10 protein-coding genes are annotated in these 12,624 nt (G+C 74.2%); 3 read left to right on the top strand and 7 right to left on the bottom strand.

Annotated features, from left to right (window positions below; genetic code table 11):
• Positions 1–159: 159 nt before the first annotated feature.
• Positions 160–972 carry a hypothetical protein gene (locus ACN9MS_RS04760; RefSeq protein ID WP_426310957.1) on the bottom strand — a complete coding sequence of 271 codons (813 nt, stop codon included), beginning with the start codon at positions 970–972 and terminating at the stop codon, positions 160–162.
• Between the two features lie 208 nt (positions 973–1,180).
• Between ACN9MS_RS04760 and ACN9MS_RS04755 the strand changes: the two genes are divergently transcribed.
• Entirely contained in the window at positions 1,181–2,110 is a 930-nt protein-coding gene (locus ACN9MS_RS04755; protein WP_426310956.1) for an A/G-specific adenine glycosylase, read from the top strand.
• A 4-nt stretch (positions 2,111–2,114) separates the two neighbouring features.
• On the opposite strand, the gene ACN9MS_RS04750 is transcribed toward ACN9MS_RS04755, so the two are convergent.
• The 4 genes from ACN9MS_RS04750 to ACN9MS_RS04735 form a co-directional block, all read right to left on the bottom strand.
• Positions 2,115–4,100, bottom strand: coding sequence for a glycoside hydrolase family 127 protein (locus ACN9MS_RS04750; RefSeq protein ID WP_426310955.1), 1,986 nt, complete (start codon positions 4,098–4,100; stop codon positions 2,115–2,117).
• Between the two features lie 125 nt (positions 4,101–4,225).
• Entirely contained in the window at positions 4,226–5,119 is an 894-nt protein-coding gene (locus ACN9MS_RS04745; RefSeq protein ID WP_426310954.1) for a carbohydrate ABC transporter permease, read from the bottom strand.
• Position 5,120: 1 nt separating this feature from the next.
• Positions 5,121–6,140 (bottom strand): carbohydrate ABC transporter permease, encoded by a 1,020-nt coding sequence (locus ACN9MS_RS04740; RefSeq protein ID WP_426310953.1) that lies wholly within the window; start codon positions 6,138–6,140, stop codon positions 5,121–5,123.
• Positions 6,141–6,248: 108 nt separating this feature from the next.
• The gene (locus tag ACN9MS_RS04735; protein WP_426310952.1) at positions 6,249–7,565 is read right to left on the bottom strand and encodes an ABC transporter substrate-binding protein; all 1,317 of its coding nucleotides are present in this window, start codon (positions 7,563–7,565) and stop codon (positions 6,249–6,251) included.
• 325 nt (positions 7,566–7,890) lie between these two features.
• Between ACN9MS_RS04735 and ACN9MS_RS04730 the strand changes: the two genes are divergently transcribed.
• Entirely contained in the window at positions 7,891–8,922 is a 1,032-nt protein-coding gene (locus ACN9MS_RS04730) for a LacI family DNA-binding transcriptional regulator (protein WP_426310951.1), read from the top strand.
• Here ACN9MS_RS04730 and ACN9MS_RS04725 read toward each other — a convergent pair.
• Entirely contained in the window at positions 8,915–9,523 is a 609-nt protein-coding gene (locus ACN9MS_RS04725) for an amino-acid N-acetyltransferase (RefSeq protein ID WP_426310950.1), read from the bottom strand. The genes ACN9MS_RS04730 and ACN9MS_RS04725 overlap by 8 nt on opposite strands.
• 41 nt (positions 9,524–9,564) lie before the next feature.
• The gene (locus ACN9MS_RS04720; protein WP_426310949.1) at positions 9,565–10,515 is read right to left on the bottom strand and encodes a sugar-binding transcriptional regulator; all 951 of its coding nucleotides are present in this window, start codon (positions 10,513–10,515) and stop codon (positions 9,565–9,567) included.
• A gap of 231 nt (positions 10,516–10,746) precedes the next feature.
• Between ACN9MS_RS04720 and ACN9MS_RS04715 the strand changes: the two genes are divergently transcribed.
• Positions 10,747–12,495, top strand: a complete 1,749-nt coding sequence (locus ACN9MS_RS04715) for an FAD-dependent oxidoreductase (RefSeq protein ID WP_426310948.1) — start codon at positions 10,747–10,749, stop codon at positions 12,493–12,495.
• Positions 12,496–12,624: the final 129 nt, after the last annotated feature.

The following is a 12,624-nucleotide window of genomic DNA, read 5'->3' as shown; positions in this document are numbered from 1 at the left end:
CTCGACGACCGGCTCCCCGGACCGGAGGGCTCGCGTCGTCACGGGATGACGAGACGGGGTCTGCGCGCCACCACGGCGTCCGGGCGACCCGGAAGAACCGGCTCGCCGACGAGGGTCGAGCACCGGTCGCGGTGGACCGCCGTCGCGACGAGCGGGCCGCTACGCGCCGTCGGCGGGCGGCGTCGTCTCCGCCGGATCCGTCTCCTCCGCCGGCGGGGCGGTCCCGTCGGCAGGCGGCGTCGTGCCGTCCGCCGGTGCCGTCCCGTCGGCCGGGGCGGTGCCTTCGGCCGGAGCGGTGGGCTCCGCCGGGTCGGGCGTGGGGGCGGGCGGCTCAAGGAGGGTGAACGTCACGGGCTCGCTCGTCGCTCCCTCGACCCCCGCGACGCTCAGGACCGCGGTGTACGTGCCCGGCCCCACCTCCGGCTGGTCGGGGGCGCACCCCTCGACCGAGCGGTGCCGGTCCCAGCGGACGAGCTTCGACGGGTCCTCGTCCCCCGTGCTCATGAGGAGCAGGCGCTCCGTCGTGCCGCAGTGCGCGGACGACCACACGAGCTCGTCCCCGGAGTAGATCTGCACCTGCCGCCCGGCGTCAGAGCCGTCGACGAGGCACGGCCGACCGCCGGACTGCCGGAGCGTGACGCTGAGCTGGACCGCGCGGCCTGGCTCGTACTCCGCCGCGCTCGTCGTGACGCCCAGCTCGAGGGACGCCGCCGTGCAGTCCTGCGGCGGGCCGGCGGCCTCGGGGGTCGGTGGCGGGGACTTGCCCTCCTGCGCCGTCTCGTCCCCGGCGAGCAGCGGCTGCACGGCCCGCACGACGACCTGGCCGAGCAGCACGAGCCCGACCACGAGACCCGCGAGCAGCGCGAGCGCGACGAGGCGGCGGCGGAGCAGGGCTCCGCGCGACGGGGCGCCGGGCCCGGTGCGCGGGCGGTCGCTCGGCCTCGGGGCGCGGTCGGTCCGCGGCGTGCTCACGGGGTCCTCCGGTCGTGCAGGTGCTGGTCGCGACCACGGTATCCGCGCCTGACGCCCGGCCCCGTGCTGCCGCGCCGACGAGCGCCCAGGTCGGGGCAGAATGGGTGTCCCCACGACCCGGGTCGGCACCTCGACCGTTCGGCTCGGCCGCTCGCCGACACGTCGTCGCAGGGCACGACCGACGACCGAGAGAGGGACCACCGTCGCCATGACCGCCCCGGCCGCGCGCCCGACCCGCCCGCCCGTCACCGCCCCCGGACGGGACCTCCACGCCGACCTGCGCGACGCCGTCGGGCGCTGGTTCGGGGAGACCGCGCGCGACCTGCCCTGGCGCGCCGCGGACCGCACCGCGTGGGGCGTGCTCGTGAGCGAGGTCATGCTCCAGCAGACCCCGGTGGTGAGGGTCGAGCCGGCGTGGCGGGAGTGGATGGCACGCTGGCCCGAGCCGGCCGACCTGGCGGCGGCGACGACCGCCGACGTGCTGCGCGCGTGGGGCCGGCTCGGCTACCCGCGGCGTGCGCTGCGCCTCCAGGAGTGCGCCCGCGCGATCGTCGAGCGGCACGGTGGGGAGGTACCGCGCGGCGAGGACGCCCTGCGCGCCCTGCCGGGCGTCGGCGAGTACACCGCCGCGGCGGTGACCGCGTTCGCCCACGGGCGGCGCGCGGTCGTCGTCGACACGAACGTGCGCCGCGTCCTGGCGCGGGCCGTCGGCGGGACCGCGCTGCCCGCGCCGTCGTACACGGCCGCCGAGCGCGCGACCGCCGCGACCGTCGCCCCGCCCGGGGACGAGGACGCCGTGCTGTGGGCCGCCGCGTCGATGGAGCTCGGCGCGCTCGTGTGCACGGCCCGGGCGCCGCGCTGCGGCGCGTGCCCCGTGCGGGACGCGTGCGCGTGGCGCCGCGCCGGGCGACCGGGCGACGAGCACGCGGCACGCCGGCGCACGCAGGCGTGGGCGGGCACCGACCGCCAGGTGCGGGGCCGGGTCATGGCCGCGCTGCGCGAGGCACCGGGTCCGGTGCCGCGCGGCGTCGTGGCCGAGGTGTGGCACGACGCCGCGCAGCTCGACCGCTGCGTCGCGAGCCTCGTCGAGGACGGGCTCGTCGAGCAGGTGGACGACCTCTACCGGCTCCCCGCCTGACGGGTCAGACGGTCGGCAGCCACACGCGCATCGTCGACGGGCCGCGGCCGGCCCAGTCGTGGTACGGCACGAGCCGGACGTCGACGGGGACCTCCGCCGGCACCTCGACCGGTACGGACCCGCGCGGGGCCCCCGTCCGCCCGGGCGCCCCGCCGCGGAGCGGCGTGTACGGCCAGGGGGCCGTCGTCGGGTCCACGAGCAGGCCCCGGACGACGGCGCGCCCGTCCTCCTCGCGCGGCGGCACGGCGACGTCGACGCGCAGGTCGGCGACGTCGCGCCCGCCCGGCAGGTCGACGGACTCCACGCACAGGACCTCGGGACCGCGCTGGACGGCGACGCACCCGCGCACGGCGTCCACGCGCTCGTCGGGCACGAGGAACCGCGGCGCGACGTCGAGGGCGAGCGTGACGACGCTGCCGGCGCGCAGGTCGGGCACCGCGACCGTGCCCGCGGGCACCTGGCGGGCCGGGCCGTCGTCGACCACGAGCAGCGCCGAGCCCGACCACGCAGGGACGCGCAGCGTGAGCGCCCAGCGCTCGGGCGCCTCGACGACGCGCACGCGCACGCGCCCGTCCACGGGGTAGCCGGTCTCGACGTCGAGCGCGACGGGCTCGCCGGACGGCAGCGTCGCGCGGACCTCGCTCGTCGCGTACTGGTGGAGCTGCACGCCGCCGTCGTCGACGGTGGCGAGGTAGCCGGCGAGGCTCGCGAACGTGCGCGCGACGTTGGGCGGGCAGCACGACACCTCGAACCACGGGGCGCGCAGCGACGACTCGGCGCGCTTGCTCACCTGGTCCGGCGCGGCGGGCTCGCCCGGGACGCGCTGGTGGAGCGTGTTCGCGTAGTAGAAGGCCCGGCCGTCGTGCGCGGGCGACGTCGCGACGACGTTGAACAGCGTGCGCTCGACCACGTCCGCGTACCGCGGGTCGCCCTGCGCGAGCAGGAGGCGCCACGCGACCATCACGGACCCGATCGACGCGCACGTCTCCGAGTACGCGCGGTCCGGCGGGAGGACGAAGTCCTCGCCGAACGCCTCGTCCTGGTGGTGCGAGCCCTGGCCCCCCGTGACGTAGGTGCGCGCGGCCTGCGTGCGTTCCCACTGCCGCGCGACCGCGGCGACGAGCTCGTCGTCGCCCGTCTCGACCGCGACGTCGACCGCGCCGGCGGCGAGGTAGTTCGCCCGGACCGCGTGGCCCCGGAACACGGTCGCCTCCCGCACCGGGACGTCGTCCTGGTAGTAGGAGCGGCCCCACTCGATGTCCGCGAGCGTGCCGTGCCCGCGCCGCTCGACGAAGAGCGCCGCCTGCCGCACGTACCGGGGCTCGTCGAGCGCGCGCCCGAGCTCCGCGAGCGCCACCTCGATCTCCGCGTGCCCGCAGACCCCCTGGATGCCGTCCGGGCCGAACGCCTCGCAGACGTGGTCGGCGGAGCGGCGCGCGACCTCGACGAGGAGGTCGTCCGGGTGCCCGGTGCGGGCCCGCGCGACGGCCGCCTGCAGGAGGTGGCCCTGCACGTAGAGCTCGTGGCCCCACTCGAGGTCGGTGTACCGCGCCGGCTGGCCGGGGTTGCCGAACCGCGTGCAGAGGTAGCCGTCCGGTGCCTGCGCCGCCGCGACCCGCTCCACGATCGCGGCGAACCGCCGCTCGAGCGCGTCGTCGGCGCGGCGGCCGAGCTCCCACGCCATCGCCTCGAGCAGCTTGTACACCTCGGAGTCGCTGAACTCCCGGCCCCGCCGGGTCGTCGCGACGTCGCCGCGCACGACGGCGTCGAAGTTCGGCAGCCAGCCCTCGGCCTCGAGCCAGTGCTCGATGTGCCCCAGGGTCGCGGCGCGGTTGACCTCCTGGCGCTCGGCCCAGAACCCGCCCGTGATGCGCACCTGCGCCAGCCCGAGCGGCTGCAGCCGCCCCGTCGCGGGGACGACCGGGCGTCCGCCGTCGGTCGGGCGGGCACCGGTCCCGGTCGTCCGGGGCACGGTCGGGGTCGTGGTCATGGCTGCACCTCCGGAGGCGGCGGCGCCGCCTCGTGGCTCGTCGGGTCGTTCGTGGGGTCGGTCCTCGGGGGCGCCGGACGGCGTCGCCCCGGCGGGCCGAGGAGCGGGGAGCGGGGCGTGGGTCGTCATCCCTTCAGCGCCCCGGACATGAAGCCGCGCACGTAGTGGCGCTGGAGCAGCAGGAACAGGACGACGCACGGCGCGGCGAGCACGACGACGCCCGCCTGGGTCGCGCCGTAGTCGACGATGCCCATGACCTGCTGGCGCATGTTGGCCACCGCGAGCGGCAGCGGCGCCTTGGTCGAGTCGGTGATGAGGATGAGCGGCGCGACGAAGTCGTTCCAGGCCGCGAGGAACGCGAACAGGCCCACGGTGATGAGACCCGGCTTCACGGCGGGGACGAGCACGCGGCGCAGCGCCCCGAACGACGAGCACCCGTCGACCATCGCGGCCTCGTCGAGCTCGCGCGGCACCGACTCGAACGAGATGCGCATCATGAACGTGGCGAACGGGAGCTGGAACATCGTGAGCACGAGCGCGAGACCCAGCAGCGAGTTCTGCAGGTGCAGCGTGTTGAGCAGCACGTAGAGCGGGATGAGCAGGGTCGCGTACGGGACCATGAGGATCGCGAGCGTCACGAGGAAGAGCACGTCGCGGCCGGGGAAGCGGAACCGCGCGAACGCGAACCCGCCCAGGAGCGACACCCCGAGCGTGAAGAGCACCGTGAGCCCGGAGACGACGACGGAGTTCCACAGGTACTGCCAGATCCCGGCCTGGTAGGTCGCGAGGGTCGCGTAGTTGCCGAACCCCCAGCCGTCCACCTGGGCGCTGCCCGGCTGCGGCGAGAACGACGCCACCCCGGCCCACACGAGCGGGAAGAGGAAGACGATCGCGAGCCCCCCGGTGAGCACCCAGTACGGGGTGCGTGTGAGGACGCCGGCGATGCGGGCGCGGGGCGCGGGCCGGCCGGGTCGCGCGGGGCGCGTCGCGGGGGCGGGAGCGGGTGCGGTGACGGCCATGTCACTTCTCCTCGGGTGCGCGCATGCCACGGACCTGCGCGACGTTGATGAGCACGAGGGCCGCGAGCACGATGATCGACAGCGCGGCGGCCACGCCCAGGTCGTTCTGCCCCTGGAAGGCGATGTTGTAGATGAGCTGCACCACGGTGATCGTGCTGTTGTCCGGACCGCCCTTGGTGAGGATGTAGAACTGGTCGAACGCGAGCAGCGAGCCGGTGACGCACATGATCGTGCAGAGGGCGAGCGACGGGCGCAGCAGCGGGAGCGTCACGCGGCCGAACGTCTGCCAGCGGTTCGCGCCGTCCATGCGCGCCGCCTCGTAGACCTCGTGCGGGATGCCCTGGAGGCCCACCATGAGCAGGAGCATGTAGAAGCCCGCGAAGCGCCAGACGATGAGGAACACCGTCGACCACAGCGCGCCCTCGGGCGACCCGAGGAACGACACCGGCTCGTCGACGATCCCGAGCCGCTCGAGCAGCGGCGAGATGGGGCCGACCTGCGGCGAGTACAGCGCGTAGAACAGCAGCGACGCGGACGCGAGGCCGAGCGCGCTCGGGACGAGGATCGACGTGCGCAGGAAGCTCTTCCACCGGCTCGACTCCTGGACCAGGAGCGCGAACCCGAGCCCCAGGCCGATGAGGAGCACGGTGGCGATCACCGTGTACTTGACCGTGAAGACGACGGAGTCCCAGAAGAACCGGTTCTCGACGGCGTCGCGGAAGTTGTCGGGGAAGTTGACGCCCCGGTTGCCCGCGAGCAGCGGCCAGTCGGACGCCGACATCTGGCCCACCAGCAGCACGGGGAAGATGAAGAGGACGAGCACGAACACCGCGGTCGGGGCGGCGTAGGCCCAGCCGCGGGCCGCCTGCGAGCGGCGCGGACGACGGCCGCGCCGCCTGATGGTCGGGCTCGCGGTCGCGGTGCCCCGGGGCGGCCGGTCGTCGCTCGCGGCGGGGCCCCGCGGCGCCGCGCCGTGGGGCACGGGCGGGGGCGGCGTCGAGGACGCGGACTGCACGGACATGAGAGGTCTCCTGGAACAGGGGTGAGGGAAGCCGGACCCGGCCCGCCGCCGCACGGTGGGCGCGGCGGCGGGCGCTGTGGTCACGCGGGGGTGGTCGTCACCCGGGGGTCACTGCGAGAGGACCGCGGTGATCTCCTCGTTGTCCGGCTCGATGCTCGAGCCGTCGCCGAACACCGCGTTGCGCACGAGCGTGAGCCACGGGCTGTTCGGAGCGTTGAACGCCTGCTGGAAGTTGCGCGCGACGGGCGTGCGGCCCTTGCTCGCGATCTCGTTGATCGTCACGACGCGCGGGTCGGCCGACGAGTACTCGTTGTCGACCAGGTCGGCACGCGAGACGACGTCGCCGTTCTTGGCGAGCACCTCGACCTGCGCCTCCTCGGACATCACCCAGGAGAGGAAGTTCCAGGCCTGGTCGGACTGCTCGCTGTCCTTGGAGATCCCGATGCCGTCGCCGCCGACGAAGGTCGACTCGCCGCCGCCCGGACCCGGGATCGGCGCGACGCCGACGTCCACCGTCTCGTCGGCGGTCGACAGGAGCGTCGCGGGGTACGGCATCACGCCGACCTTGCCCTCCTGGAAGGGGGCGACCCAGGTCGCGCCGGTCTCGTCGCGCGTGCCGGCGCCCACGGCGTCGGAGTCGACGAGGTCCTTGTACACGGCGTAGACGTCCTGCGCGGTGTCGCTCGCGAGGAGCGACTCGGTGCCGTCCGCGCTCAGCACGTCCTCGTCCGCGGCCCAGACCGACGGGAACCACGTGAACACGAGGCACCCGCCGCAGTTGCCGCCGAAGAACGTGCCGTCGACGCCGCCGCCGAGCGCGTCGACCGCCTTGGCCTGCTCCGCGAACTCCTCGAGCGACGTCGGCCCGGCCTCGGGGTCGAGGCCGGCCTGCTCGTAGAGGTCCTTGTTGTAGAAGAGGACCGAGATGTCGAGCACGAACGGGAGGACGTACTCCTGGTCCTCGTAGGTGCCGGCCTCGAGGTGGCCCTGGTTGATCTGGTCCGCGAAGTCGAGCTGGTCGATGCGGTCGGTGACGTCCTGGAACAGGCCTTGCTCGACCCAGTTCGGCACGTACACGATGTCGGCCGCGAAGAGGTCGGGCAAGCCCCCGCTCCCCGCGGCGGCGCCGACCTTCGCCACGTAGTCGTCGTTGGGGACGATCGTCAGCTCGACCTGGTTCTCGTGGCTCGCGTTGTACGCGTCCACGAGGAGGTTGGCCTGCTTCTCGAGCGGCGCGCGCGTCCACAGCGTGAGCGTGCTGCCGTCGTCGACGCCCTCGACGCCGCCCTCTCCCGTCCCGCCCGTCGCGGCGTCGTCGCCGCCGGATCCGGACCCGCCGCACGCGGCGAGCCCGAGCGCGACGAGGCCGGCGAGCGTCGTCGTGGCCACGAACCTCTTCCAGGAGGCCCCGCGGTGGTTCTTCATCTCGTGTCTCCTCGTACTCGTCTTCGAGCCGTTGCACCTGCGCCCCGTGCCCGCGCTGTGGGCGAACACGTTTTCGGTCCTCGTGTCGCGCTGCGGCGCGCTCCACGTGGCCGACCCTCCCCTCAGGCGGCTAGTGTTCGAGGTCCTGGCGTCGCCTGCGAGCCCCCTGCTCGCGACGTGCGTCGGAACCGAAACCAACCGAAAAGGTTTTCTGAATGTATGGCAGCGCGGTAGTCTCGTCAAGCACGACAGCGGGTTACAGTTCGATCACGGCTCGATCGTCGAGGGCGCAGCGCAGCGCACCGGCAGGAGGGGGAACGGCCTCATGACGACCCAGAGCGGGAGCGCCACGCCGCGCGCGGCGACCCTCACCGACGTCGCGCGCCTCGCGGGCGTGTCCATCGCGACCGCGTCCAAGGCGATCAACGGGCGCGACCAGGTCAAGGCGGAGACGCGCCTGCGCGTCCTGGAGGCCGCCGAGCGGCTGTCGTTCGCGCCCAACGCGCTCGCGCGGGGGCTGCTCAAGGGCCGCACCGGGACGGTCGGCCTGCTCACGAGCGACCTCGAGGGCCGCTTCTCGATCCCCGTGCTCATGGGCGCCGAGGACGCGTTCGGCGCGGGCCGCGTGTCCGTCTTCCTGTGCGACGCGCGCGGCGACGCGATCCGCGAGCAGCACCACGTCCGCGCCCTGCTCTCGCGGCGCGTGGACGGCCTCATCGTCGTCGGGTCGCGCACCGACCCCCGGCCCCCGCTCAGCGCCGACGTCCCCGTCCCGGTGGTCTATGCCTACGCGCCGTCGGAGGACCCCTCCGACGTCTCGATCACGGCGGACAACGTCGGCGCCGGCCGGCTCGCCGTCGAGCACCTGCTCTCGTGCGGGCGGCGCCGCGTCGCGCACGTCTCGGGCGACCCCGGCTACAAGGCCGCGCAGGACCGCGCGGCGGGTGCGGCGGCCGCGGTCGCCGCGGCCGGCCTCGAGCTCGTGGGCGGTCAGACGTTCTTCGGCTCGTGGAGCGAGGGCTGGGGACGCGGGGCAGCGCGCATGATCGTCGAGCAGCACGGCGACGTCGACGCCTTCTTCTGCGGCTCGGACCAGATCGCGCGCGGCGTGCTCGACGCGCTGCGCGAGCTCGGCCGGGACGTCCCCGGCGAGGTGTCGGTCATCGGGTTCGACAACTGGGAGGTGCTCACGACCAACGCGCGCCCCCAGCTCACGAGCGTCGACATGAACCTCGAGCGCCTCGGGCGCGTCGCCGCGCAGCGGCTCTTCGCCGCGATCGACGGGACGGTGCGCCCAGGGGTCGAGGAGCTCCCGTGCCGGGTCGTGACGCGCGCGTCGACGGTCCCGATCAGCTGACCGAGGCAGCGCGCTCCGGCACGTCGTCGAGGTCGAGCAGCATGCGCGTGTTGCCGAGCGTGTTGGGCTTCACGCGCGCGAGGTCGAGGAACTCCGCGACGCCGTCGTCGTGCGAGCGCAGGAGCTCGGCGTACACCTCGTGCGAGACGGGCGTCCCCTCGATCGCACGGAATCCGTGCGCCCGGAAGAAGTCGACCTCGAACGTCAGGCAGAACACGCGCCGCAGGCCGAGCGCGCGCGCCCTCGCCAGGAGCTCGACGACGAGCGAGTGCCCCACGCGGTGGCCGCGCCAGGCCGGGTCCACGGCGAGCGTGCGGATCTCCGCGAGGTCGTCCCACATGACGTGCAGCGCGCCGCACCCGACGACGAGCGGTGCGCCCCCGCCGTCGGGCTCACCGGTGAAGCCCGGCTCCGCCTCGGCGACGACGAACTCCTGGACCGCCTCGTAGTACCCGACCATCTCCTTGGCCAGGAGGATCCGCGCCTCGGCGTAGGGCTGCACGAGCGCACGGACCGCGCGCACGTCCGCGGGCAGGGCGGGACGGACGCGGACGGCGGAGGTCGTGGGCACCGCGTCACTGTACGCGGATCCGACGGGCATTGCATACTCATGCATCCCGACGCATACCTGCGCGGATCCGCTCACCCGCCCCCGACCAGGCGGGACGCCGTGATCTCGTCCACGACGAGGTCCGTGACGACGCCGGCGCGCAGGGCCGCGCGCAGCGGCGCCACCTTGTTGTCGCCCGCCACGGCGCACACGCGCCGAGGGACACGGCGCAGCTCGTCGGGGCCCGGGCCGGTCGCACGCTCGTTGAGCGCGATGTCACGGTAGGTGCCGTCCGCGCGCAGGAACACCGTGCACACGTCGCCGACGACGCCCTCGGCGTCGAGGACCGCGATGTCGTCGGGCTCCAGGTAGCCCGCCGAGTACACGTGGGACGGCACGCCGCCCGCGACGGCGCCCACCGAGAAGAGCGCGATGTCCGCCCGGTGCTGCACGTCGAGGACGCGCCGCACCGACCGCTCGCGCCACATCGCCCGCTTGGTCTCGGCGTAGTCGAAGAACGCCGGCACTGGGAAATGGTGCACGTGCGCGTCGAACGCGGTGCCGAAGCCCGCGATGAGGTCGCCCGCGTAGTGCACGCCCGACGTGCGCGTGTTCGCTGCGCCGTTGAGCTGCACGACCGCGCTCCCCCGCGTCGGCTTGCGCGGCAGGTGTCGCGACACCGCGGAGAGCGTGGTCCCCCACGCGATGCCGAGGATCATGTCGGAGTCGAACCACGTCGACAGCAGGCGCGCCGTCGTCAGGGCGACCTGCTCCAGCCGCTCGACCTGCGGCGCCTGGTCCGGCACCGGGACGACGTACGCGTCGATGCCCCACGTGCTCGCGAGGTGCTGGCCCAGCCCGGGACCGCGGCTCCGCGCGGGCCGCAGCGAGATCTCGACCAGCCCCGTGTCGCGCGCCCGCTTCACGAGGCGCGACACCGTCGACCGCGACGTGTGCAGGTGCTTCGCGATCACCTCCATCTTCATGTCCTGGAGGTAGTACATCGACGCCGCCCGCAGGACGTCCTGCTCCCGGTCCACCATCCCGGTCTCCCTTCGCTCGAACCTCCATTCTGCACGTTTGTGCACCGCGGTTGCGCGTCCGTTCGGCGCGTGGTGGTCTGGAGGGCGTGCCGTCGCGCCGGGAACCCGGCGTGCGCACGACGGCTACCGCTCGCGCACCCTGGTCGAGCGTGGGACCGTCGCTGTGAGCGCACCGTGGGCGCATCGTCCCGCGGCGTGCCCGCAGCACCGAGGGACGAGAGAGGGAGACGGATGGCATCCACGAGACTCACCGCGGAGTCGCGCGGGCAGGCGCTCGCCGCGCTCGAGGCCAGCACGAGCGCCGACGCGGAGCTCGACGTCCTCGTGATCGGCGGGGGCGTCACCGGCGCCGGGATCGCGCTCGACGCCGTGACGCGCGGGCTGTCGACGGCGATCGTCGAGGCCCAGGACTGGTCGGCCGGGACGTCGAGCCGGTCGAGCAAGCTCGTCCACGGCGGGCTGCGGTACCTGCAGATGCTCGACTTCCACCTCGTCAAGGAGGCGCTCACCGAGCGCGACCTCCTGCTCAAGGAGATCGCGCCGCACCTCGTGCGGCCCGTCCCCTTCCTCTACCCGCTCGAGCACCGCGTGTGGGAGCGTGCCTACGTCGGTGCGGGCATCGCGCTCTACGACACGCTCGCGAGCGTCGCCCCCGGCAAGCGGGCGATGCCGCTGCACCGGCACCTGTCCCGCAGCGGGATGGAGAAGAAGTTCCCCGACCTCGCGCACGACGCCGCGGTCGGCGCGGTCCAGTACTGGGACGCGTCCGTCGACGACGCCCGGCTGGTCACCACGCTCGTCCGGACCGCCGCGTCCTACGGCGCGCACGCCGCGGCCCGCACGCAGGTCGTCTCGCTCACCAAGGGGTCGACGGGCGCCGTCAACGGTGCCGTCCTCATGGACCTCGAGACCGGGCGGGAGATCACCGTGCGGGCGCGCGCCGTCATCAACGCGACCGGCGTGTGGACCGAGGACACCGAGGCTCTCGCCGGCAGCGAGGGCGGGCTGCGCGTGCTGGCGTCCAAGGGGATCCACATCGTCGTCCCGCGCGAGCGCATCAAGGGCAAGGTCGGCCTGATCCTCCAGACCGAGAAGTCGGTGCTGTTCGTCATCCCGTGGTCGCGCTACTGGGTGATCGGCACCACCGACACCCCGTGGGAGCAGGACCTCCAGCACCCCGTCGCGACCGCTGCGGACATCGACTACGTGCTCGAGCACGCGAACGCGGTCCTCGCGCACCCGCTCACGCGCGACGACATCATCGGCACGTGGGCGGGCCTGCGACCGCTCCTGCAGCCAGGCACCAAGGAGGGCACGAGCTCGGCGAAGGTCTCGCGCGAGCACACCGTCGCCTCCCCCACCCCGGGCCTGACGGTCATCGCCGGCGGCAAGCTCACCACGTACCGCGTCATGGCCAAGGACGCGGTCGACTTCGCGATCGGCCAGCGCGCGAGCGCCCTGCCCTCGATCACGCACAAGATCCCGCTGCTCGGGGCCGTCGGGCTCGATGCCGTCCGGCGCCAGGCGCGCCCGTGGGCCTCGCGCTACGGCTGGACGCCCGCGCTCGTCGACCACCTGCTGCACCGGTACGGGTCCAACCTGCGGGAGATCGTCGAGCTCTGCGAGGCCCGCCCGGACCTCGCGAAGCCGCTGGAGCACGCGCCGGCGTACCTGCGGGCCGAGATCGCGTACGGCGTCTCCCACGAGGGCGCGCTGCACCTCGAGGACCTGCTGCTGCACCGCACCCGGCTCAACTACGAGGTCGCCGACCGCGGCCTCGCCGCGCTGCCCGAGATCGCCGACCTCGTCGCCGAGCTCCTCGGGTGGGACGACGCGACCCGCGCCGCCGAGATCGCCAGCTACACCGACCGCGCGAACGCGGAGGCCGCCGCCGAGCAGGAGCCCGACGACGCCTCCGCCGAGCGCACCCGGCTCGAGGTCGACGACGTGTCGCCCCTGCAGCCGTTGCGCACCACCTGACAGCAGAACATCGCTCGCGAGCGCGCCTCGGGCGCCGTCCGGCAGGGGACGGCGCCCGACCGGCCCTCGCACACCGACCTCACGGGGCGCACGCCGACGGCGGACCGACCCGAGGACCCGGCGCTCAGG

The sequence above is a fragment of the Cellulosimicrobium sp. E-16 genome (assembly GCF_049913115.1).
Taxonomy (GTDB): domain Bacteria; phylum Actinomycetota; class Actinomycetes; order Actinomycetales; family Cellulomonadaceae; genus Cellulosimicrobium.
The sequence above is the reverse complement of the archived record's forward strand: the minus strand, read 5'-3'. Positions and strand labels throughout refer to the sequence as shown.